Genomic DNA, 22,422 nt, shown 5'->3' on the forward strand with positions numbered 1-22,422 from the left:
CATTCGGCTCGCCAACGGACAATAATATAAATGAGAATCATTACCATTTAAAGCAATCAGGCAATCTCATAAGGAGTCCAACTTGACGAATCCAGTGGCGGCCACAACCCCGGCAGCGGCATCCGATACGATCTTAATCGACATCAATGCCCACAATATTCCGCCTGAATTGCTCGTGTCAGCCGTGCTCCAGCGTATCTCGCAATTCAATACCCGCAGTCAGGAAAACGGTGCCTGCGCGCAAGCTGCCGCGACGATTGAATATCATTTACGTACATTGGCTGACTTACCGAATTTAGCCCCCGTTTTGCGCGCCACTTGTCAGCAATTATCGGAGCAATGGGCACTGGTAGCAGAACGGGCTATCCCCAAGGCGCGCTCGACTTCTACTTTTATTGCGCGCCTGATTTCGGGCGTACGTCCACACTAAATAACGATGCATTCCAGCTAAAACCAGCATTTATCGAATTCCCCGGGAAGGGAGTACCCCGTTTTTCGTTCGTCACACTACCGATGTAGTACCGCCTACCCCACCATCTCAAGGCGATTGCTACGAAAACCATCGGTATTAAAACGTGCGTCAAACGGTTATGCGTGTGTTGTCGGCATTAGCCAACTGCCAATCTGTATCGGTCTCTCCTCCTGATACAGCCCAGTAGCCAAGCCGATCTTTTTCGCCTGCTTTCCCCCTATAAAGCAGTCTACAATTGCAAAGGGAGCCATTAATTGGCTCCCTTTTGTTGTTATTGCCTGTATCGGCAACGTGCCTTCAAGACAAAATCAGCCTCGCTGCCTATGGCGCTCTTTTTGTAGCGCATAGGTGGCCTTTTACTCAGCACTATCGCCAACGATTGCACGCTCACCATCCGCACTATAAAAAGACGCCAAGATCAACAAAAGACGACTCAAGTCGGGAAGCGACAAAAAGACTTTTTGGATCATCTACCGCATTTGCGCGCATCAGCGCGTTGTAGCCATTTGCGAGCTTAATTACAGGACATCCCAATCCCGTTAATCGGAATATTTTTGCAGCCAAGACTTCCATGACCGCATAGAAATTACCGTGCCCGACATCTCTCCCCGCTGCCATGCCTTTGATGTGCGGATTTTCTCGCGCCTGACTGAAATCACGCACCTGAAGCGCGGCCTTTGCTAACGGAGTCGTGCTGATGGTCGGAGGCTGAACGCGAGACGTATTTACTGAAGTTACTGCGGCAATGGGCATCGATTCTTTATTAGAGGTGAATTGTCGGCATTTCGGGCGACCATTCCCAAACGCCAGCAATGCAACCATTTCAGGTCAAAAGGGAAAGAATCCATTTCCTCTCAAACGGTGCACGCACGGGCAAATGGCAGATAAGCGCTAATTGGATAAAAGGTGTACTCCCTTTGACGCTCACCGTACCTTAGCGCAGTCCTACAACATAAAATCCGCTCGTCCTACAGCCAGTTCATGCAGACAAAAGTACAATAATGTTGCCTCATAGTCACGCGCTGGCTTTTGCAGGCAGGCAATATCCCCTTGAGCAAACATAACGCTTTTTCCACGCGCAATGCCGCACCAGTAGCGCCTTTGAAAGGATGCATATGAATATCGGCCTCAACCTGACCCCCGTCGTTTCGCTGATTGCCGGGATACTAATCCTGGTGATTCCCCGCCTGCTCAATTACATCATTGCGCTGTATCTAATCGTCATCGGCTTGATCGGGCTATTCGGCGCCAGATAAAACATGTCTATGTTGCAATCTGGCAGACAAACCCAGCGTCGCCGGATTACAACATCGCCGAACAAGGTGACGCAATCATCTTGCTACAATTGCTTGACACAATCTGCGTACATCCTCTACATTAGACGAATGTCTTCTGCAAAACCACTCTCCCGCTCGCTGTTGCACACCTCTGGCTCCCTGCCAGCGCTGCTGCTACTACTGCCGCTACTAGCGCTATCGCTACTACGCGCTCTATGATCTCGACCCCGTACTAACGGGGATGCAACTGGCAAAATGCAACACTCCAGCCAGCCGCAAAAAAGAAAATCCAAAGCAGTAAAACAGTAAGTCTGGCAACAGACCTCGATTCTGAAAAGCAGGATGCAATGTATTCCAAGCCAACCTCCGTTAAATTTATCCGCGCCGCAAAAGTTGCCTGCGTCGGCACGCTTTCTGCCGCGACACTCACCCTGCTTCCCCACCTGCTACTGCTACTGCTACCGATCGGTTGCCTGGCCTCGCGTTAATCTTCAAGTGGCAGTCAGGCAGCCTTTTCGCCACAACAGACCTATCCCAATTTCATCAGATCAAATATAGAGGCTCACCATGATGTTGCAAAATCCAGCTACAAAATACCGTCCGTTTCCGCCGATTCCATTGACCGACCGTACTTGGCCAAATCAAGTGATCAGCGCGCCGCCTATCTGGATGAGCACCGACTTGCGCGATGGCAATCAAGCGTTGATCGAACCGATGGATGCTGAGCGTAAACTGCGTTTTTTTGAATTGTTGGTAAAAGTCGGTTTGAAAGAGATCGAAGTCGGATTTCCGTCTGCATCCCAGACCGATTTCGATTTTGTCCGCAAGCTGATCGAAGAAGACCGCATTCCCGATGACGTCACCATCATCGTATTGACGCAATCGCGCGAAGAATTGATCCGTCGCACAGTTGACTCACTCAAAGGTGCAAAACAAGCGATGGTGCATCTGTATAACTCGGTCGCACCCGCATTTCGCAAGATCGTCTTCAAGATGTCCCGCGACGAAATCAAAGAAATCGCTGTTGCAGGCACAAAATTGGTCAAGCAATTGACTGACGCCATGCCAGAAACCGAATGGCGTTTCGAATACTCGCCAGAATCATTCAGCATGACTGAACTGGACTTTTCCAAAGATATTTGCGATGCAGTATCGGCCACCTGGGAAGCCAGCCCAACCCGCAAAATCATCTTCAATCTGCCCGCCACGGTTGAATGCAGTACCCCAAACGTCTACGCCGATCAAATTGAATGGATGCACCGCAATGTGGCGCGTCGCGATGCCGTCATTATCAGCGTGCATCCCCACAATGATCGCGGCACCGGCGTCGCTGCCGCCGAATTAGCCGTCATGGCCGGAGCAGATCGGATTGAAGGCTGTTTGTTCGGCAATGGCGAACGTACCGGCAACGTTGATCTGGTCACATTGGCGCTCAACTTGTACACCCAAGGCGTCAACCCTGGCCTCGACTTTTCTGACATCGACGTAGTCCGTCAATGCGTTGAAGACTGTAATCAGCTTCCAGTCCATCCACGCCATCCGTACGTCGGCGATCTGGTCTTTACCGCGTTCTCTGGCTCGCATCAGGATGCGATTAAAAAAGGTTTCGCGGTACAAAAAGCCGATGCCATTTGGGAAGTCCCTTATTTGCCTATCGACCCAGCCGATCTTGGCCGCAGCTACGATGCCGTGATCCGCGTCAACAGTCAGTCCGGCAAGGGCGGCATGGCCTATTTGCTGGAGCAGGAATACGGTCTCGCGATGCCGCGCCGCTTACAAATCGAATTCAGCCGCGCAGTACAAAAAGCGGCCGATGCCAGCGGTAAAGAAATCGCCTCAAGCGATATTTATCGGATCTTCAAAGAAGAATATCTCGACAAGCAATCGCCGTACGTTTATTGCGCCCATCGGATGACCGAAGATTCCAGCAAAGCCGAACCGATCCGCATCGAAATCGATATCCAGCGCGACGGCCAGCCGCATACACTGCAAGGCGTCGGCAACGGACCGATTGATGCTTTCGTCAATGCCTTGGGATTAGATGTAAAACTGATGGATTTCCATGAACATGCGATCAGCGCCGGCGCCGATGCACAAGCAGCCAGCTATATTGAATTGCGCCTTAACGATGCGCCAACCGCTTTTGGCGTCGGCATAGACGCCAACATCGTGACCGCATCGTTCAAAGCAGTCCTGAGCGCGATCAATCGTCAGATCGACATCGCCAGCCAGGCAGCTAACCAAGAATCGCAAGAAAGCATTAAAACCGCCGTTGCCGCCTAACGCATCAGGCTATTTATAAAGAAATGCCGGGCTGTTATGGAAATCACGGGACACCCGGATCGGCATCCTGACCTTTTACCGCATCGTCAGGATTGCTGAAAAATTGATCTAGTGCGCTTTGCCTGTCACAAACAGCAAAGCGCACGCCGTATTACTTAATGAGTAATAAGACATGCGCTTCGATTATTGATGATTGTTGCAGTCAGGCGCGGATGCTTATCAGCACCCTCCCCAACTTACTAGTTGATTCTTAAGCTACTGCAACCGCAGAAGTCAGCGCACTGATACTAGCGCGTGCCGCTGCAAAGCCAGCTTCTTTTGCATCAGGACCATAGTTCAAACCATCCGCACGCACCACTTCAATATCCGTAATCCCTACAAAGCCGAAGACCAGTTTCAAATAGTCCTCATGCGCGATGCCAGACGGTGTACCGACGTGTTTACCGCCAGAAGTCGAAACGATCACCACACGTTTACCTTTAGCCAATCCCTCAGGACCATTTTCCGAATAGCGGAAAGTCACGCCAGCCACACAGATCAGATCGATCCATGCCTTCAACTGAGTTGGGACAGTAAAGTTATACATCGGCGCGCCCAGTACAATCACATCAGCGGCCATAAACTCCGCCAAAATCGCTTCGCCCAATGCAACTTCTTGCTGCTGCGCTAGATTGCGTTGGTCAGCCGGTGTTCCTTTGGCGGCAAATGTACTGCCCGAGATATGCGCAGTCAGGTCCTTGCTTAAATCGCGATAAACCAGTTCGACGCCCGGCTCTGACGACTGCAAATTGGCCACGACTTCGCGGGTTAATTGACGCGAAGCAGAAGCGTCGCCAAGAATACTTGAATCGATATGTAATAATTTCATGATTTTTCCGTATAGAAAAGGGTAGCTGTTCAATAGTGTTCGTGTACCCGGAGCAACATTAACTGTTCCGCCCCACGCACAACAAAGTGCCTAAATTCCGACAATGCCGGTTAGCGCATTGGTTAGGCATGATCCTACTCGTGGAACCGGCATTGAACTAGTCATCAATATTGAGATATATTGTTCGGCAGGTAGAACAATGAAAGCCACCTATGCAAGACCTGAATGACCTGTATTTCTTTGCCAATGTGGTTGAACAAGGTGGCTTCACCGCTGCCGGACGCAGTCTTGGCATCCCAAAATCGCGGCTTTCGCGTCGCATATCCGAATTGGAAACCCGATTGGGCGTCCGATTATTACAGCGAAATACGCGTGGAATTGCCCTCACCGACATCGGCGGCCGCTATTACAAACACTGTCAGGTCGTATTAGCCGCGGCAGAAGCGGCAGAATTTGCTGTCACCAGTTCGCTGGCTGAGCCCAGCGGTCACGTGCGAGTAAGTTGTATTGTGGGTATTGCCCGCGATGAACTGGCACTTGAATTACCTGCTTTTTTAGCACGCTATCCCCGCGTTAGTGTCGATTTAGTGCTGACCAACCGGCGCGTCAATTTGCTGGAAGATGGCATCGATATAGCGGTCCGCGTCAGAACGGCTGAAGATGAAGATCCTAATCTGGCGACAAGACGGCTGCGTCAAACCGAAGGTTATATGGTCGCCGCCCCCGCGCTATTGCAACAATTTGCGCCACCAGAACATCCACGGGCGCTGACCAAATTTCCTTTTCTAGCCGCCATCAATCAAGACCGACGCGCCCATTTCGCTATGATTGGCCCACATAATGAACGCCACACCGTCATCGTAGAGCCAAGATTGTCCGTCGAAGACTTTATGATTAGGAAGCAAGCCGCCTTGCGCGGTTTAGGGATAACAATGTTGCCTTCCGATTATTGTCAGACAGAAATTGCAAACGGAGAACTAGTACGCGTATTGCCGGAGTGGTCGCTTCCCACTGGCACGCTGCAATTGGTGTATCTGACGCAACGCGGTTTACTGCCTGCCGTGCGGGTTTTTCTGGATTTTTTGATCGCCCATCTGGCGGAAAATATTGCAGTCGAAACCAAGCCGCCAATCTCGCTAATTCCACGAATTCCGCAAGAATGACGACAAGACTGAAAAACTTAAGAACGCGCTAAACGCATACCGCTGAATTGCCAACGCGCAGTAGCAGGGAAAAAATTGCGATAACTCAAACGGGTATGTCCGCTCGGGGTCACGCAAGAAGACCCGCGCAATACATATTGATTGACCATAAATTTGCCGTTGTATTCGCCGACGGCCCCTTCAAGCGCGGTATAGCCCGGATACGGCGCATAACTACTCGTCGTCCATTGCCATACTTGGCCGAAATAATCCGTTTCATCGTGTACCGCACTGCCGGCCGCCACTGCTGCAGTTTCCCACTCAGCCTCGGTTGGCAAACGCGCACCGGCCCAGCGTGCGTAGGCTTCGGCCTCAAAAAAAGAAATGTGTGCCACCGGCTCGTCCAGCGCAATCGGTTGCAGGCCATTCAACGTAAATTCTTGCCAGGCCGAATCAAATTGCGACACCGATTTTTGCCAATATAAAGGGTGCGCCAATTTGTGCTGCGTGATCCATTCCCAGCCTGCCGCCAGCCATAACAGCGGATTCTGATAACCGCCCTCTTCAACAAAAGCGAGGTACTCCCCTTTGCTCACCAACCGCGATGCCATCGAAAACGGCTCAACAAATTGACGATGACGCGGCGTCTCGTTATCAAAGAAAAATCCTTCGCCATCATGCCCAACCTCGACCACGCCGCCATCAAATTTTTGCCACTCCAGATCAGGCAAAGCATCAGCAGCCAAACCCTCTCTCAGTTGATCGGCATTCGGCAACGTGTGCAGCAATTTATAAGGCGGCTTCAACGGATTTAACGAAAACAGATGCTTGATATCTGTCAGCAATAACTCCTGATGTTGCTGCTCGTGATGCAAGCCCAATTCAACCAGCGTCGCCATCTCGGCAGCACTCTCATCAGACAACGGCGCGACAAAAACCTGCTGCATGCGCTGATCGATGTTACGGCGATAAGTCCATACTTCACGCAATGAAGGGCGCGTGATCAACCCCCGCTGCGCACGCGGATGTTGATCACCCACGCCGTCGTAATAAGAGTTAAACAAGACCCGAAAAGCCGGATGAAACGGCTGAAAATCAGCTTCAAAGCGTTCTAGAATAAAGGTCTCAAAAAACCAGGTTGTATGCGCCAGATGCCATTTAACCGGGCTGGCATCCGGCATAGACTGGACGCAACAATCCTCATCCTCCAACGGCTGCACCAAGGCTGCCGTTTCTTCGCGCATACGCGAAAACTGCGCTGCCAATGCGCCGATATTTGCAGGCTTTGCGGATGCCGCCGCGAGTGTTTTCATGTCCACTATGCCCCTCCTTGCGCGTGACATACCATGAACCATTGATCTGGATCGCACCAAGTCTGGATATTGTTAAATCCGGCTTGTTCCAGCAGCGCGACAAAGCTCTCTTGCGTATATTTGTAGCTGCTTTCGGTATGAATCCGCTCACCGCGCACAAACTGTCGCAGGCCACCATTTTTCCAACGTACAGTAACATCCCGTCTGGCTTCCAGATGCATCTCTACCCGGTTCTGCTGCGGATTGAAAAAACCACGATGGCACCAATTACTCAAATCGAAATCAGCATCAAGCAGACGATTCAGGTGCAGCAACAAATTCAAGTTAAATGAAGCCGTGACGCCCAACGCATCGTCATAAGCCGCATCGAGAATCGCCTTATCTTTAATCAGATCAATCCCAATCAGCAAGCCACCGGTGCGATCCTGCGCGGCGCTGTTGTCATGGGTAATGGACTTGCGGATCCGCAATAAAAATTTCAACGCCTCCAGCGGCGTGTAATTACCGATGGATGATCCGGGATAAAAGAATTGACGGCGTTCGCGTCCAATGGTGTTGGGCAATTCAAGCTCGCTTGAAAAATCCATCCCCAGACAAGTCATGGCGATATGCGGAAATTGCTGCCGCAAACCGGCTACGGCCTCATGTAAAAAGGTTTCCGAAATATCGATCGCCACATAATGACTGGGATGCAAAGTTGGAAATAACTTCGCCGCCTTCGCGCAATTGCCTGCGCCAAGATCAATCAACGTCGCGCCGACACCGACCGCTTTAGCGATTTGAGGCGCGTAACGATCAAAAATCGCCGCCTCGGTGCGGGTCGGATAATATTCCGGCAACTCACAAATCGCCGCGAACAGTCGCGAGCCAAGGACATCGTAAAGATATTTAGGCGATGCAGAAGCCTGTGGCGCTAGCAATCCAGCCTCAACCTGGGCCACGATGGCATGTTTAATATAATGCTGTGCTGCGCCGTTTTCCGGATGCTCCGGTTGCTGCATTTGAACCATAGAAAGCCTCCCAGAATTGGTAAAAGTACAATTTATAGGTCTTATGCGTCAAAAAACTGGTCCGCATATGCCGATGATGCCGATCCTGATTTGCTTTACGACAATGAATTACCAACAATTCTGCGCCGCGGCGCAACATCTACTACACTAGCAGACTAGTTTTATGTCTACCAACTCCGTCTGCAAATAATGACGTTTCTATAATTTATCAGAGTATCGACAATCCGTTTAAAAACAGGTTCAAAGCAGGTTCTAAAGCAAGTTTTTAAAACAAGGTTTTAAGCAAGCGATATAGCAGGTTTCAAAGCGCTTTCACACCCACCGCGCAGCGATCGTGCAGCATCGTACAGCACAATAAGTTAAACAATCAGCAATAAAATAAAAGCAACATGACAACCACAACCAAAGAACCTCAAAAAGCCAGTCTGGCGACCCTTGCCGGATTACTTCCCTACCTCGCCCCTTATAAACGCCAATTTTTCTTGGCTGGTATTGCGCTGTTAGTCGCCGCCGGAGCGACCCTGGCGATTCCGTATGCTTTCAGGCAGATGATTGATCTGGGATTCGGCGGAAACGGCATCAAAGACCCGCATCACATCGATTTATATTTCCTGGCCTTGTTTGGCGTCGCCTGCGTGTTGGGTGTGGCAACTGCGGGGCGATTTTATATGGTGTCATGGCTGGGCGAGCGCGTCACCGCCGATCTGCGCAGCGCTGTATATTCCCACGTTGTCACGCAAAGCCCCCAATTTTTTGAGACCACTAAAACCGGTGAAGTCCTGTCACGCATCACCACCGACACCACGCTGATTCAGGCATTAGTCGGCACCAGTATCTCTATGGCGCTGCGTAACGGACTGTTGTTTTCTGGCGGTCTGATCATGTTGTTTGTCAGCAGCATCAAACTCAGCTCAATCATTATTGTCATGCTGGCGGCCGTAGTATTACCGATAGTCTGGTTCGGACGCCGGGTCCGCAAACTATCCCGCGCCTCGCAAGATCGCGTTGCAGATGCCTCTGCCATTGCCGGTGAAATCTTGAATGCCATGCCGACGGTACAAGCCTTTACCCATGAAAACATCGAAGGCAAGCGCTTTAAAGGCGCCATTGAAACCGCTTTTGGCACCGCTATGGAACGCATCCGCGCCCGTTCGCTGCTGACGATGATGGCGATTCTGTTAGTCTTCGGCGCAATCGTATTTGTGCTCTGGCTAGGCGCGCACGCGGTGGTGCAAGGCCGTATGAGCGGTGGTGAACTTGGTCAGTTTATTTTGTACGCAGCGCTGGTCGCCGGTTCCATCGGTGCATTAGCCGAAGTCATGGGCGACACCCAACGCGCCGCCGGTGCCACTGAACGCTTGCTAGAATTACTGGCGGCAAAGTCCCCGGTCCAATCAGTATTACTGCCAGAAAAACTGCCGCCACGCACAGCCCAAGGCGCAGCAGTCGCGCTAGAAAATGTCGCGTTCCATTACCCATCTCGTCCCGACACAGCGTCGTTGTCCAACTTTTCACTCGATATCAAACCGGGTGAAACAGTCGCCATCGTCGGTCCTTCCGGCGCAGGCAAAACTACCCTATTCCAACTGTTGTTACGCTTTTACGATCCGCAGCAAGGCAGCATCACACTAGATGGCGTGGATATAAAATTCCTTGATTTGCATACGTTACGTAACGCCATCGGGATTGTGCCGCAAGACACCGTAATCTTCTCAGCCAATGCGATGGAAAACATTCGCTACGGTCGCGTCAACGCCACCGATGCGGAAGTCATTGCCGCCGCCACCATGGCCGCCGCTGATGAATTTATTGTGCGTCTGCCAGAGGGTTATCAATCGTTCCTCGGCGAGCGCGGTGTGCGTTTGTCCGGCGGGCAGCGTCAGCGTATCGCCATCGCCCGCGCCCTGTTAAAAAATCCGCCGCTGTTATTGCTGGACGAAGCCACCAGCGCGCTAGATGCAGAATCAGAACGCGCCGTACAAGGTGCGCTGGAAGCAGCGATGGTTGGCCGCACCACACTGGTCATTGCCCATCGTCTGGCAACGGTACAGCGCGCAGACCGCATCATCGTATTGGAACACGGCCACATCGTTGAAACCGGTAATCATGCCTCACTGGTAGCACAAAACGGGCTGTATGCCAGTCTGGCTGCACTGCAATTTAATACTGTTAGCGTATAAACTTTTAGGACATGCCATGAGCAAATTATTTTCACCACTCGTCTTGCGCGGTATCACTCTGCCGAATCGGATTGCCGTTGCGCCAATGTGCCAATACTCCGCGCAGGACGGTTTTGCCAACGACTGGCATATGGTGCATCTGGGCAGCCGTGCAGTTGGCGGTGCCGGTCTGGTGATGTTTGAAGCCACCGCAGTCGTGGCAGAAGGCCGTATCACGCCGCAGGATTTGGGTATCTGGAAAGATGATCATATCGTGCCGTTACGTCGGATTACGCAATTTATCGCGCAGCAAGGTGCGGTTCCCGGTATTCAGTTAGCGCATGCAGGTCGCAAAGCCAGCGTCACGCGGCCTTGGGATGCGAATCAAGGCAGCATCGCGCTGGATCAGGGCGGCTGGGAAACAGTTGGGCCATCGGCACTGCCATTCGATGGTTTTCGTCCGCCGCTGGCAATCTCAGCGGCGCAGATTGCCGACGTTGTGCAGGCTTTTGTAGACGCCGCGCTGCGTGCGCATCAAGCTGGATTTAAGGTTATTGAAGTCCACGCTGCCCACGGTTATTTATTGCATCAATTCCTATCGCCTATCAGTAACGTGCGCACCGATGAATACGGTGGCAGTTTTGAAAACCGCACGCGCTTTGTGATGGAAGTGGTGACGGCGGTGCGCCAAGCCTGGCCTGCAGAATTGCCAATGTTCGTGCGAGTATCGGCGACAGATTGGGTTGAGGGTGGCTGGAGTGCGGATGAAACGGTGGCATTAAGCCGTTTGTTTCGAGAGGCTGGCGTTGATTTGGTGGATATTTCTAGTGGTGGCAATGTTGCCACTGCGGAGATTCCGGTCGGGCCCGGGTATCAGACCCAGTTTGCTGAGCGCGTTAAAAAAGAGGCGGGAATTCCGAGCGGCGCAGTGGGGATGATTACCGAACCGATTCAGGCTGAGCATATTTTGCGTACCGGGCAGGCTGATTTGGTATTGCTGGCGCGTGAATTATTGCGGGATCCGAATTGGCCGTTACATGCAGCTGAGGAGCTACGGGCCGAGACGCCGTGGCCGCCGCAATATGCGCGTGCGACTTCGCGCAAAATGCCGATACGGCCGTCGATTAATTATGGTGATGATTAATTTTAATTAATTTGATAAATGTTTTTTTGGAGAAATGCTTGGCGCTTTTCTAGCTGCTTTGTAATTCTCTTTTAACTGCACTTTGCAGGGCTCTTTGCAAAATTCTTTTAGCGCTGTCTTTAAGTATCTTTAGTACCAGTACCATTTAATGAAGCCTGTCGGATTGTTCCGGCAGGCTTTTTTCGTTCGGCATGATTTTCAATTGGGGATTATTTTGTAATTATTTTCGGCGCGTTTTGTTGACGTCGTTTGTGGCGCTTTTCATGTCTGATAATTTGCGTTTGACGATGGGGCGGCGTAGCCGATTTTTTTAGCTATCACTCGGAAATAGGCGGGAAACATGTTTGAGCACAGCGAGTTGCTTTCTCGATCCTCGGGATGGCTAAAAAATTTGGAGACCCGAAGGGTAGCCATTCACCGCCCACCCAACAACCAAAATTAATGTCAAGTAGCCGCCATCCCCAACCCAACAGCCACCTCCGAAATCAATCTCCGCAACCAAACTACATCCGGCGCAACATGCGACCGCGTATGCCACAACATATAAAACCGCATCTTAGGCATATCAAACGGCAAAGGAAAAACCTGAATCGGCCAATCCCGTACAAAATAATTCGCAAACTGCCGTCCAGTAGTAAAAATCAAATCCGACTTAGCCAACACATGCGGCACCAACGCAAAATACGGAATCGCTACCTGCACATTACGCTTCAACCCCAATTCCGCCAACGCCGCATCGATACTGCTACGATGCCCCTCAATGTACGGCGTAGGTGCCAAATGTGGCATCTCCACATAATATTTCAACGTCAACCCCTTCTTCGCCACAGGATGATCCCGGTGCATCATGCACACCACATCATCCTCAAACAACTGCGCCAAATGCAAATGCTCCGGCGGATCAGGCCAGTTACCAATCACCAAATCAAGCCGCCCTGTCTCCAGCGCGTTCGAATAATCCAACCCTGCATCTAACGCATGCACCATCAAACTAGCCCCCGGCGCACGCCGCCGAACCTGCTCGATAATCGAAGGAATCAACAAAACATTCAGATAATCCGGCGTCCCGACATGGAACACCCGCGCCGTGCTACTCGCCTCAAAAGCCGCGACCGGCGCACCAATCTTCTCAAATATATCCAACCCCTCCTTCGCAAGCGCCAACAACTCCTGACCGCGCTCAGTCGCCACCATCCCACTCTTCCCGCGCACCAGAATCGCGTCCCCCGTCAACTCACGCAAACGCTTCAACGTATTACTGATAGTCGGCTGCGATTGCCCCAACTTAATCGCCGTGCGGGAAACACTCTTCTCCACCAGCAAGGTATGCAAAACTCGCAGAAGATACGTATCGAGATGATGGTTAGCGCGTGAAGTCATTGATGCTCAAGGTGAAGAATTCATTGAAAGTACAAAAGTGAAGCGGCCTGCGAGTGCACACAAAAACACACACTTAGATGTCGAATTTTTATGCAAAAATTAACATAACAAATTGCATAACAAATTTACGTAGCAAATCAACATGCAAAAATAAACATATATGCTTATTTTTTTATAGGATAACGGATAACTTACGCCGTTGGTATAGCCATAGCCGTATAGCGCCTCATCGAAAATGCCACGCCCGGACAATTCCGCATTCGCTTCTTTTATTGATATTGGATCCAAATAATTACTAGACGACTGGTCTAATTAGGTCTAGACTACCAAAATCATGCGAACAACCTACGACACCACCAGACGCCATATCCTCGATGCAGGCCAGCAACTCATCGTGGTGAAAGGCTTTGCAGGCGTAGGTTTAAACGAAATACTGACAGCCGCGGCCATACCAAAGGGCTCGTTTTATCACTATTTCGGCTCAAAGGAACAATACGGCTGCGCGCTGATGGAGCAATACTTCAGCGACTATCTGCTGCGACTCGACCAATTACTCCACCCTTCGCCAGAAGCCGCAGACGCCTCATCGGCACGCGCACGGTTAATAACCTACTGGGAACGCTGGGTCGATACCCAATGCAGTCAAGACGTCAAAGAAAAGTGTCTGGTGGTGAAATTAAGCGCCGAGGTCGCCGATCTGTCCGAAGATATGCGCATGATCCTATGCGAAGGTACAAAACGCGTCAGGGCTAGCCTAACCGCCTGCATCGCCAATGGCGTCACCGATGGCTCGCTGCAATCTAGCATTGATCCAGAAAAAACCGCACAAATGCTCTATCAAATGTGGCTAGGCGCTAGTCTGCTAGCAAAGTTGCAGCGGGATCGTACACCACTGGAATACGCATTCGCTACCACTATCGCAACCTTGCGAGAGCCTGTTAGCTAGCCGCGGTGGCGGTTTTTCTGTCAATTCAGACTTAGCACATCGCCGCTCCATCACTCGTACTTTTATCACGTTCAATTTTCCAGTCGTCGTCCCAAACCAACGTCGGCGGCATTAAAAATTTCACATTACGCCACACACGACTAAGTCGTGTATTTTTTAACCCAATAACTAGTTGACCGGTCTAATTAAGGAAAAATATGTTTAATTTCGAACTCTACAACCCTACAAAAATCGTTTTTGGTCGTGACACCATCACCAAACTATCTACTCTTGTTCCACCAACAGCGCGCGTACTAATTTTATTCGGCGGTGCAAGCGCACAAAAAAACGGCACGCTCGATGAAGTAAAAGCAGCACTCGGCAACCGCGAAGTACAAGAATTTGCCGGTATCGAACCGAATCCGTCTTACGAAACATTGATGCGTGCAGTTGAACAAGTACGCCGCGAAAAAATTGATTTCTTGCTAGCAGTTGGCGGCGGCTCCGTCATCGACGGCACCAAATTTATCGCCGCTGCCGCCAACTTTGAAGGCGAACCATGGAACATCGCCGTCAAAGGCGGTGCCAACATCACCAGTGCGCTACCGTTCGGCACCGTGCTGACGCTGCCAGCGACCGGCTCAGAAATGAATAACGGCGGCGTTGTCACACGCAAATCCATTCAAGCCAAACTAGCGTTCCGCAGTCCGTTGGTCTATCCGCAATTTTCGATACTCGACCCTAGCAAAACCTTCACTTTGCCAACTCGCCAAATTGCTAACGGCGTCGTCGATGCTTTCGTCCACACCGTCGAGCAGTATTTAACCTATCCCGTCGATGGTCAGGTGCAAGACCGTTTCGCAGAAGGATTACTCCTCAGCCTGATCGAAACCGGACCACGCGTTTTGGCCGATCCGAACGATTACGATGCCCGCGCCAATCTGATGTGGGTGGCAACGCTAGCCTTAAATGGCTTGATCGGCGCAGGCGTGCCGCAAGATTGGGCCACGCACATGATCGGGCATGAACTGACCGCGCAATATGACATCGATCACGCCCGTACATTGGCAATCGTGTTGCCATCATTGCTGACAGTCCAGCGTAAAAACAAACACGCCAAACTGCTGCAATACGCGGCCAGAGTATGGAATATCACCGAAGGCAGCGAAGAAGCGCGCATCGATCAAGCCATCCAAAATACACGTAATTTCTTTGAAAGCATGGGCATCAAAACCCGTCTGTCCGATTATGAATTAGGTCAGGCAGCAATCGACATCGTCGTCACGCAGTTGAGCGCGCATGGCATGACAACGCTGGGCGAGCACAAAGACATTACACTTGAAGTCAGCCGTAAGATTCTCGAAGGCGCTTTATAAGTCGCAACATTCAGTAGCCATTAGTAGCAAAAAACGCCAATTCACCGGCGTTTATTTCCCTCGTTTAACACTCTACAAGGAGCCGCAAACATGCCACAAACCAACACCGTCAATCGTCGCATCGTCCTGGCCGCCCGTCCGCATGGCGCGCCCACCCCAGAAGATTTCAGACTGGAAGAAACCGCCGTGCCAACCCCGGCGACGGGTCAAGTATTGTTGCGTATCGTCCATTTATCGCTAGACCCTTATATGCGTGGCCGCATGAGCGATGCAAAATCCTACGCAGCATCAGTGGCGGTTGGTGAGCCGATGGTTGGCGGCACCGTTGCCCGCGTCGTCACATCGCACCATCCCGACTACAAACAAGACGATCTGGTCCTTAGCAACAGTGGCTGGCAAGACTATGCAGTGTCAGACGGCACAGACCTGACCAAACTGGATGCCAATATCGGCAAGCCATCGTATGCGCTTGGTGCGCTGGGAATGCCAAGCTTTACCGCCTACATGGGTCTGCTGGATATCGGTCAGCCAAAGGCCGGTGAAACCGTCGTAGTGGCAGCCGCCACTGGCGCAGTTGGTTCAGTCGTCGGACAAATCGCCAAACTCAAGGGCTGTTACGTTGTCGGCATTGCCGGTGGCGCAGAGAAGTGCGCGTATGCCGTCAAAGAACTCGGCTTCGACGCCTGCATCGATCATCGCAGCGCCGACTTCCCACAACAACTGGCGGCAGCTTGCGCTAAAGGGATCGACGTGTATTTTGAAAACGTCGGCGGCGCAGTGTTTGATGCAGTATTGCCGCTGCTCAATACCAGCGCCCGCGTACCGGTTTGCGGTTTGATCGCAAACTACAATGCTACCGAGTTGCCAGCTGGACCGGATCGCCTGCCGTTATTGACACGCACCCTGCTGACACGGCGCATCAGAATGCAAGGCTTTATTATTTTTCTTGATTACGCCCACCGTTATAACGAATTCTTTAATGACATGAGCGGCTGGTTGAAAACGGGGAAAATAAAATTCCGTGAGGATATTGTGGAAGGCCTGGAAAATGCACCACAAGCGTTTATTGGTCTTCTTGAAGGTAAAAATTTCGGCAAATTGATTATTAATGTTGCTGAAAACGGCGCTGAATAAAAAGTGTTCTTCAGGTGCCGACCCGCATGGGTCGTGCACCTGAAATCGGTCCGGGTTCGTTTCCTTTATTTCTCTATCTTTTCTTCGGTACAAACATCTGCCTGACTTGAGACCGGTGGGCATTAATGCTCTCGGCTTTTGTTTTGCAAACGATCCGTCTGGTATGACGAACCAGTGACCGTCGCTTTACCAAATCCCACATCAGCTATCTGACTGAGTAATAATCCCCGATCATCCAACTCCAGCGTGCTGGAACTCAGATGATCGATCGGGCTATAGTGCAACTAATTATTCCCAATACTACCCGGTCTGACAGGGTTCCAATGCAGGCCGCCCTCTGCGGTAATCACCTGCAAGTTTTCACTAGCGACACTATCGCTGCGCATTTTGCACACGCGTGTCCGCCTCCGTCGTACATATAGCCTTCACTCGTCTACGCCATCTTCGCGCACAACCAGCGTGACCAATCACTTGGTTACGCGCGTCCGAGGGCAACTCGCCCGTGTCGCCCGCAATCTGGCTGGGATTGCTGGTAGCCGCAACGGCGATCTTGCGGGTATATTTTTGCGCGCCGCTATGCCGCAAGGTATCCAGATTGCCACCGCTATCGTAGTCATCAGTCTAGGTATGTTTCGCCATGTGATGCGGGTCTGTGGCCACTTGCACAGCCGACAACACAAGGCCGTGACGTAGCATGCTGATGAAAAAAAGTAACTTCAAACTCCCCCTATGATTACAAAGTCCATTTTTGAACGGACCTAAAGCCAGTGCGTCGACAGTAAAAAATCGAGACCAGAGAAAATGCTCGGTTTATGAGTACGCTGCTCAGATGACGAATCTGGTCAATCTCATTTCTTCGTTTTTGGGAAAAACCCCATTCTTGATTTCTGCTGTATTGGCGATAATTCTCTCAACGAATCGCGGCTTAGATAGCCTTCAATAAAAAGCAAATTAAGAAGTAGATAACTCTCTCTTTCACATTTCGATCAGTCAAAACCGCGCAAGTCGATTACCGAAAACCGCATCCGAATTCAGCGTTAATTGCCTTATTTTTTCCCGCCGAGGACGCGATGTCCTCGCACGACTAACTTTGCAGCAAAAAATATTAAGCGCGCTTCCACATAAGCGGACCAGCGCATGGGATTTTTTTTGCTGTTTTTTGAAAGTGACTTATGTCCTCAACTATCACAGCAAAAAAATGCATCATGTATCGCCATTTCTGTTCTTCTGATCGGCTGCGGTGGTGGTGGCGGTGGAAGCGGTGCAAATAATCCAGGCACGCCGGGTGTGATCTCTACCCAGCCAACAGTCATTACGCCAATAATTGGCACGGTAATCAATCCAGACAAATCTACGACGCCGGTTATTACCCCAAAGCCAGTTAAGCCGCAAAAGCCCGGCGCGTTTAATACAGACGATCCTTTTAAAGTAAAGCAAGCACATGCAAATGGCCTGACTGGAAAAGGTGTGAAGGTCGGGATTGTCGATGGTGATTTCAATTCATCGCATTCGGAGTTGGCTGGTCTTACCGAAAAAACTTTTTATCAAAACGGCGGTAAAGGTAATGGCAGTCAGCATGGCGCGGTAGTGGCTGAAATATTGGGCGGTCGCACTTCAGGCGTGGCACCGCAGGTTGAAATGATTGGTGCCGCAGCCGGAGTAGATGAACCACAAAAGCGTTCTATGCTGACGCGAAAGATGTTTGCGGATCTGGCAGCTAAAGATGTGCGCATCGTTAATATATCGCTGGGTTCCGGCGACATCTCGACAAAACCAAAAGATACGACGGAGAAATGGTCTTATGTCGGCATGCCGAATACCGGCGAAGATCTCTTATTCGTTTTCGCAACAGGAAATTCAAATCAAGCGAATCCGACAGTCAACGCCGGTCTGCCTTACTGGTCGCCAGAACTAGAAGAACGCTGGCTTGCGGTAACGTCGGTCAACGCCATCGACGGCATGTATGGCAAGGCGGGGGAATTTGCTGAAGGCGTTAATCGTTGCGGCGTTGCACAAAACTGGTGTTTAGCCGCTCCAGGAGACTTTCAGTCAAAAGTAGCTGGAAAAAGAATGGACGGCACCTCATTTGCCGCGCCAGCAGTCAGCGCCGCTGCGGCGTTGGTGCAGCAAGCCTATCCGTGGATGAATGCCAGTACCTTGCGTCAGACAATTTTATCGACGGCAACGCGTCAGGAAGATCGCAACACATATGGCTGGGGTGTATTAGACGCCAGCAAAGCCGTAAAAGGACCGTCTTTATTTGATAAGAAATTAACGCTGGCTGGTGATTTTATTGCAGATTTGGGCAGCGATGACAATGCCTACACGTTCAGTAACGACATCGCTGGCAACGCAGGCCTGTTCAAAGATGGTAACGGCAGCTTGACCTTATCCGGTGCAAATACTTATACCGGTGAGAATCATGTGCAATATGGCGAATTGAATATCACTGGCTCAGTACGCGCCGGTGTCACAGTCGCATCGTTCGCCACGCTGCGTGCCGACAATGGCAAGATCGGTGGCAATGTACAAAATTCGGGCACGATGACAGTCGCAGGTAAAGGGATGACGATTGCTGGAAATTATGCGGTAGATGCAGGTGCAACGCTGAACAAACACATTGGCGCGCCGTTGACTATCGGTGGAACTGCAACACTGGATGAATCAAGCTTAATAATGCATCCACGTACAGGCCAGGCGGCCAGTTTTGTTACTGCGCAAGGAACAAAAGATACGATACTGCAGGCAAACGGCGGCGTAATCGGTACGTTTGAAGACGCCTCTTTTGCGGGCAAAGATAGCAACATTGCATTGTTAAATACAGGCTTTGAATACACAAAAAATCAGGTCGATCTGACGATTCAGCGTAAAAATATGCGCGACATGGCAGAGCAGTCTTTCGGCGGCGATGCAACACGCATGAACTCGGCTGAAAATCTGGAACAAGCAATGCAAGTGGCGGATACGCTGGCCACGGCAGGAAATACTGAGGGTACACAAGCGACGTTTATGCGCGCCGCTGCAGAGCTGCAAAATACGACAACAGCGAACGTTGCGGACGTGATCGATAGCCTTTCAGGCCAGATCCACGGTTCTGCACAAGCGCTGACGTTTCAGCAGTCGCAAGCAGTGAATCGTGATTTATCGAACCGACTGGCGCAATTCGGCAACAATACTGGTTCGACGGCAAAACACGGTTTATGGACTAGTGTGATCGGTAGTTCAGGTAAGTTGGCGCAAGATGGTTTTGCCGGTGCGAATACATCGCTGGCAGGCGGTCAGTTTGGTGTAGATACGCATCTGAATGAAAAAACAGTGATCGGTGCGGCCTTGGCTTATTCGGACAGCACGGCTCACTTTAACCGTTTCGGCGGTCAATCAAAAAGTCAGAGCGTTGGTGTTTCGGTCTACGGACGTCACGCATTTGAGGTCGGCAGCACCGATGTGTATGTCAGTGGTCGCGGTGGTATCGCCACCGTCAATAGCCGCGTTAATCGTAGCGTGATGATGGGATCGACAACCGATACATTAGATGCACGTCACAACGACAAAGTGTTATCGGCGTATCTGGAAACAGGGTTCGATCAGGCACTTTCTGGCAACATCAGCATGACACCGTTTGCAGGCGTTTCGTATGATCGCGTCAATCGTGGCAGCTTTACTGAATCGGGTAGCGCGTTCGGCTTGACCGCTAAAAATCAGTCTTATCAGCAAGTTGCCAGTACCTTGGGTCTGCGTGCAAACTCGACATTTACATCATTCGCCGGTAAAAGTTATGTGCAGATGTACGCCGCCTGGCAGCATGCTTTTGGCAGCGGAAAACTTGATTTCGATGCCAATTACACCGGTGCGCCAACGACTGGTTTTCAGGTAAAAGGTATCGGCATGGCGCGCAACACCGGTTGGGTTGGTATTGGCATAGCAACCGATATCACCAAACGCTTAGGCTGGTTTGCAAACTATGATGCGCAATTCGGTCAGGCAGGCAAATTGAATAATGTGGTCTCTGCGGGTATTCGGCTTCATTTGGATTAATGCGACAACGTGATTTCGCGCTGCATAAAAAAGCGCGCACTACGATTGTTTTGTAGTCACGCGCTGTTTCCTGCTGTTTCCTGTTCTTTCTTGCTGTTTTTTGCTGTTTCTGTATTGCACCGCAAAGAATGATGCGGCGGGTAAATCTTCAAAAACTATTTTGTACCGAAAATCCGGTCACCGGCATCGCCTAAACCAGGAACAATATAGGCGTGCTCATCAAGATGCGAATCCAGGCTGGCAACATATAACTTAACGCCTGGATGCGCATCCTGGAATACTTGCACGCCTTCCGGTGCAGCAACCAACGCCAGGAAAATAATCTGCGCGTCGGTGACGCCACGTTGCTTGAGGACATTGACGGCGTAAACAGCTGAATTGCCGGTAGCAACCATCGGATCGCAGAGAATAAATGTGCGCTCAGCCAGATCTGGCAGGCGTACCAGATATTCGACTGGCTCTAATGTAGTGGGATCGCGATATACGCCGATATGCCCTACCCGCGCCGATGGCACCAGATCCAGCAGGCCATCACTCATGCCGATACCGGCACGCAATACTGGCACCACAGCCAACTTGCGGCCTGCGATTACGGGCGCATCCATGCTTTGAATCGGGGTATCGATGCGTTGCGTGGTGAGCGGTAAATCACGGGTGATTTCATAACCCATTAACTGGGTAATTTCGCGCAGTAGCTGGCGGAAAGTCCGCGTGGAGGTTTCCTTGCTGCGCATGTGCGTCAGCTTGTGCTGAATCAGCGGATGATTAAGGATAAAAAGATTTGGGAAGCGTGGATCGCTGAGCATGATGGGCAGTTTCTAAGCCGAATGTGAGGCTGTTTGTAAAATAAGTAGAGCGCGCATGATTGTCGCTCACGGCGGGTAAGACACGCTATAACGATCTATGGCGATCGCAGCAAGACTATGCCTATTCCCGGCCGCTAACCCGCGCGATCTAGTGCTAGTGATTATTGCCTCTTGGTTGCTACTGAATAATAACTATTTAGTGGCCGCAACCGTTTTCGCTTCAGGTGCAATTGTCAGCAACGCCAGAATCTGCTCTAACTCATGACGCACTTCAATCAAATTAATCTTGTTTTGGGCCGCCTCTGCCGCTGCCGCCATCGAATCTTTTTCAGCTTGCGCCAAGCGACCGTCAAGCTTATTGCGCGCACCGCTGATGGTAAAACCTTGCTCGTATAACAGTTCCCGGATGCGACGGATCAACAATACTTCGTGATGCTGATAATAGCGCCGATTGCCGCGTCGTTTGACCGGCTTAAGCTGCGTAAACTCTTGCTCCCAGTAGCGTAAAACGTGCGGCTTCACACCACACAATTCGCTCACTTCACCAATGGTGAAATAACGCTTTGCAGGAATCGGCGGTAGGACGATAACCTCAGACTTACTAATACGATCATTCATGGATTAGCTTAAAGGGAGAGGGAAAAAGGTTGTTGAGAGGTAGCCTCGACCATGCCCTTCAGCTTTTGGCTGGCATGAAACGTTACTACGCGACGGGCTGTAATAGGGATTTCCTCACCTGTTTTTGGATTGCGACCTGGCCGCTGTGGTTTGTCACGCAACTGAAAATTGCCAAAGCCGGATAACTTCACGGCCTCGCCACGTTCCAGCGCATTGCGCATTTCGTCGAAAAAAGTTTCGACCATATCTTTGGCTTCGCGCTTGTTGAGACCGACTTGTTCAAACAAGAGTTCCGCCAACTCTGCTTTGGTCAATGTTGGTAAATCTTTTTCGGCCTGCGAACGTGCCTGTGCCTCGCGCATCGCTCGATTCAGATCGGCGTCCAGAACGGACTCAAACTCGACTGCCTGCATATCGCTCATTCTGCGTTCATTCTGTTTATTACCCTGTTTTACGTGTCATTGCATCGTGTGGTGCTAT

The 22,422-nt window shown here is 50.9% G+C and carries 20 protein-coding genes; 12 read left to right on the plus strand and 8 right to left on the minus strand.

The genetic code is table 11. From position 1 onward, the window contains the following. The first annotated feature begins 82 nt into the window (after positions 1 to 82). Complete coding sequence (locus tag C7W93_RS09305) at positions 83 to 430, plus strand: hypothetical protein (protein ID WP_370446411.1); 348 nt, start codon at positions 83 to 85, stop codon at positions 428 to 430. 441 nt (positions 431 to 871) lie between these two features. Here C7W93_RS09305 and C7W93_RS09310 read toward each other — a convergent pair whose 3' ends face one another. Further along, positions 872 to 1,294: a hypothetical protein gene (locus C7W93_RS09310; protein WP_108439757.1), complete on the minus strand. Its 423-nt coding sequence runs from the start codon at positions 1,292 to 1,294 to the stop codon at positions 872 to 874. A 293-nt stretch (positions 1,295 to 1,587) separates the two neighbouring features. Here C7W93_RS09310 and C7W93_RS09315 point away from each other — a divergent pair, with 293 nt between their 5' ends. The 3 genes from C7W93_RS09315 (at position 1,588) to leuA (ending at position 4,032) form a co-directional block, all read left to right on the plus strand. After that, the gene (locus C7W93_RS09315; RefSeq protein WP_108439758.1) at positions 1,588 to 1,728 is read left to right on the plus strand and encodes a DUF3096 domain-containing protein; all 141 of its coding nucleotides are present in this window, start codon (positions 1,588 to 1,590) and stop codon (positions 1,726 to 1,728) included. A gap of 368 nt (positions 1,729 to 2,096) precedes the next feature. Next, a complete protein-coding gene (locus tag C7W93_RS24615) occupies positions 2,097 to 2,237 on the plus strand; it encodes a hypothetical protein (protein WP_161539910.1) in 141 nt (46 codons plus the stop codon). A 79-nt stretch (positions 2,238 to 2,316) separates the two neighbouring features. Continuing rightward, positions 2,317 to 4,032: a 2-isopropylmalate synthase gene (gene leuA, locus C7W93_RS09320; RefSeq protein ID WP_108439759.1), complete on the plus strand. Its 1,716-nt coding sequence runs from the start codon at positions 2,317 to 2,319 to the stop codon at positions 4,030 to 4,032. 250 nt (positions 4,033 to 4,282) lie between these two features. Here the strand turns inward: leuA and C7W93_RS09325 are convergent, their stop codons facing one another. Next, positions 4,283 to 4,900 carry an FMN-dependent NADH-azoreductase gene (locus C7W93_RS09325; RefSeq protein ID WP_108439760.1) on the minus strand — a complete coding sequence of 206 codons (618 nt, stop codon included), beginning with the start codon at positions 4,898 to 4,900 and terminating at the stop codon, positions 4,283 to 4,285. 212 nt (positions 4,901 to 5,112) lie between these two features. Between C7W93_RS09325 and C7W93_RS09330 the strand changes: the two genes are divergently transcribed. Next, complete coding sequence (locus tag C7W93_RS09330) at positions 5,113 to 6,063, plus strand: LysR substrate-binding domain-containing protein (protein WP_108439761.1); 951 nt, start codon at positions 5,113 to 5,115, stop codon at positions 6,061 to 6,063. A 17-nt stretch (positions 6,064 to 6,080) separates the two neighbouring features. Here C7W93_RS09330 and egtB read toward each other — a convergent pair whose 3' ends face one another. Both egtB and egtD read right to left on the minus strand, forming a co-directional pair. Further along, positions 6,081 to 7,355, minus strand: coding sequence for an ergothioneine biosynthesis protein EgtB (gene egtB, locus C7W93_RS09335; protein WP_108440567.1), 1,275 nt, complete (start codon positions 7,353 to 7,355; stop codon positions 6,081 to 6,083). A 5-nt stretch (positions 7,356 to 7,360) separates the two neighbouring features. Then, a complete protein-coding gene (gene egtD / locus C7W93_RS09340) occupies positions 7,361 to 8,356 on the minus strand; it encodes an L-histidine N(alpha)-methyltransferase (protein ID WP_108440568.1) in 996 nt (331 codons plus the stop codon). Positions 8,357 to 8,754: 398 nt separating this feature from the next. Between egtD and C7W93_RS09345 the strand changes: the two genes are divergently transcribed. After that, positions 8,755 to 10,545, plus strand: a complete 1,791-nt coding sequence (locus tag C7W93_RS09345; protein ID WP_108439762.1) for an ABC transporter transmembrane domain-containing protein — start codon at positions 8,755 to 8,757, stop codon at positions 10,543 to 10,545. Between the two features lie 16 nt (positions 10,546 to 10,561). After that, a complete protein-coding gene (locus C7W93_RS09350) occupies positions 10,562 to 11,668 on the plus strand; it encodes an NADH:flavin oxidoreductase/NADH oxidase (protein ID WP_108439763.1) in 1,107 nt (368 codons plus the stop codon). Between the two features lie 444 nt (positions 11,669 to 12,112). Here C7W93_RS09350 and C7W93_RS09355 read toward each other — a convergent pair whose 3' ends face one another. Continuing rightward, on the minus strand, positions 12,113 to 13,048 hold the full coding sequence (locus tag C7W93_RS09355) for a LysR family transcriptional regulator (RefSeq protein ID WP_108439764.1): 936 nt from the start codon (positions 13,046 to 13,048) through the stop codon (positions 12,113 to 12,115). Positions 13,049 to 13,382: 334 nt separating this feature from the next. Between C7W93_RS09355 and C7W93_RS09360 the strand changes: the two genes are divergently transcribed. From C7W93_RS09360 to C7W93_RS09380, 5 genes are all read left to right on the plus strand, one after another. Beyond that, complete coding sequence (locus C7W93_RS09360; protein ID WP_108439765.1) at positions 13,383 to 13,994, plus strand: TetR/AcrR family transcriptional regulator; 612 nt, start codon at positions 13,383 to 13,385, stop codon at positions 13,992 to 13,994. 197 nt (positions 13,995 to 14,191) lie between these two features. Then, positions 14,192 to 15,349 (plus strand): iron-containing alcohol dehydrogenase, encoded by a 1,158-nt coding sequence (locus C7W93_RS09365; RefSeq protein ID WP_108439766.1) that lies wholly within the window; start codon positions 14,192 to 14,194, stop codon positions 15,347 to 15,349. Positions 15,350 to 15,439: 90 nt separating this feature from the next. Then, positions 15,440 to 16,483 carry an NADP-dependent oxidoreductase gene (locus tag C7W93_RS09370; RefSeq protein WP_108439767.1) on the plus strand — a complete coding sequence of 348 codons (1,044 nt, stop codon included), beginning with the start codon at positions 15,440 to 15,442 and terminating at the stop codon, positions 16,481 to 16,483. 459 nt (positions 16,484 to 16,942) lie between these two features. Next, on the plus strand, positions 16,943 to 17,176 hold the full coding sequence (locus C7W93_RS09375; protein WP_108439768.1) for a hypothetical protein: 234 nt from the start codon (positions 16,943 to 16,945) through the stop codon (positions 17,174 to 17,176). A gap of 444 nt (positions 17,177 to 17,620) precedes the next feature. Further along, a complete protein-coding gene (locus C7W93_RS09380) occupies positions 17,621 to 20,518 on the plus strand; it encodes an autotransporter serine protease (protein WP_108439769.1) in 2,898 nt (965 codons plus the stop codon). Positions 20,519 to 20,673: 155 nt separating this feature from the next. Here C7W93_RS09380 and upp read toward each other — a convergent pair whose 3' ends face one another. The 3 genes from upp to C7W93_RS09395 all read right to left on the minus strand — a co-directional run bounded on the left by upp (position 20,674) and on the right by C7W93_RS09395 (position 22,364). Continuing rightward, positions 20,674 to 21,324, minus strand: a complete 651-nt coding sequence (gene upp / locus C7W93_RS09385; protein WP_108439770.1) for a uracil phosphoribosyltransferase — start codon at positions 21,322 to 21,324, stop codon at positions 20,674 to 20,676. Between the two features lie 192 nt (positions 21,325 to 21,516). Continuing rightward, on the minus strand, positions 21,517 to 21,942 hold the full coding sequence (locus C7W93_RS09390; RefSeq protein ID WP_108439771.1) for a MerR family transcriptional regulator: 426 nt from the start codon (positions 21,940 to 21,942) through the stop codon (positions 21,517 to 21,519). 8 nt (positions 21,943 to 21,950) lie between these two features. Next, a complete protein-coding gene (locus tag C7W93_RS09395) occupies positions 21,951 to 22,364 on the minus strand; it encodes an integration host factor subunit alpha (RefSeq protein WP_108439772.1) in 414 nt (137 codons plus the stop codon). Positions 22,365 to 22,422 lie beyond the last annotated feature (58 nt).

Origin of the sequence: Glaciimonas sp. PCH181 (assembly GCF_003056055.1) — a bacterium.
GTDB lineage: Bacteria > Pseudomonadota > Gammaproteobacteria > Burkholderiales > Burkholderiaceae_D > Glaciimonas.

What these genes read in the sequence shown, in the direction of transcription:
- C7W93_RS09310 (WP_108439757.1), bottom strand. Translation starts at nt 1,294, where the DNA reads ATGGTTGCATTGCTGGCGTTTGGGAATGGTCGCCCGAAATGCCGACAA.
- C7W93_RS09315 (WP_108439758.1), top strand. Translation starts at nt 1,588, where the DNA reads ATGAATATCGGCCTCAACCTGACCCCCGTCGTTTCGCTGATTGCCGGG.
- C7W93_RS24615 (WP_161539910.1), top strand. Translation starts at nt 2,097, where the DNA reads ATGTATTCCAAGCCAACCTCCGTTAAATTTATCCGCGCCGCAAAAGTT.
- leuA (WP_108439759.1), top strand. Translation starts at nt 2,317, where the DNA reads ATGATGTTGCAAAATCCAGCTACAAAATACCGTCCGTTTCCGCCGATT.
- C7W93_RS09325 (WP_108439760.1), bottom strand. Translation starts at nt 4,900, where the DNA reads ATGAAATTATTACATATCGATTCAAGTATTCTTGGCGACGCTTCTGCT.
- C7W93_RS09330 (WP_108439761.1), top strand. Translation starts at nt 5,113, where the DNA reads ATGCAAGACCTGAATGACCTGTATTTCTTTGCCAATGTGGTTGAACAA.
- egtB (WP_108440567.1), bottom strand. Translation starts at nt 7,355, where the DNA reads ATGAAAACACTCGCGGCGGCATCCGCAAAGCCTGCAAATATCGGCGCA.
- egtD (WP_108440568.1), bottom strand. Translation starts at nt 8,356, where the DNA reads ATGCAGCAACCGGAGCATCCGGAAAACGGCGCAGCACAGCATTATATT.
- C7W93_RS09345 (WP_108439762.1), top strand. Translation starts at nt 8,755, where the DNA reads ATGACAACCACAACCAAAGAACCTCAAAAAGCCAGTCTGGCGACCCTT.
- C7W93_RS09350 (WP_108439763.1), top strand. Translation starts at nt 10,562, where the DNA reads ATGAGCAAATTATTTTCACCACTCGTCTTGCGCGGTATCACTCTGCCG.
- C7W93_RS09355 (WP_108439764.1), bottom strand. Translation starts at nt 13,048, where the DNA reads ATGACTTCACGCGCTAACCATCATCTCGATACGTATCTTCTGCGAGTT.
- C7W93_RS09360 (WP_108439765.1), top strand. Translation starts at nt 13,383, where the DNA reads ATGCGAACAACCTACGACACCACCAGACGCCATATCCTCGATGCAGGC.
- C7W93_RS09365 (WP_108439766.1), top strand. Translation starts at nt 14,192, where the DNA reads ATGTTTAATTTCGAACTCTACAACCCTACAAAAATCGTTTTTGGTCGT.
- C7W93_RS09370 (WP_108439767.1), top strand. Translation starts at nt 15,440, where the DNA reads ATGCCACAAACCAACACCGTCAATCGTCGCATCGTCCTGGCCGCCCGT.
- C7W93_RS09380 (WP_108439769.1), top strand. Translation starts at nt 17,621, where the DNA reads ATGGGATTTTTTTTGCTGTTTTTTGAAAGTGACTTATGTCCTCAACTA.
- upp (WP_108439770.1), bottom strand. Translation starts at nt 21,324, where the DNA reads ATGCTCAGCGATCCACGCTTCCCAAATCTTTTTATCCTTAATCATCCG.
- C7W93_RS09390 (WP_108439771.1), bottom strand. Translation starts at nt 21,942, where the DNA reads ATGAATGATCGTATTAGTAAGTCTGAGGTTATCGTCCTACCGCCGATT.
- C7W93_RS09395 (WP_108439772.1), bottom strand. Translation starts at nt 22,364, where the DNA reads ATGAGCGATATGCAGGCAGTCGAGTTTGAGTCCGTTCTGGACGCCGAT.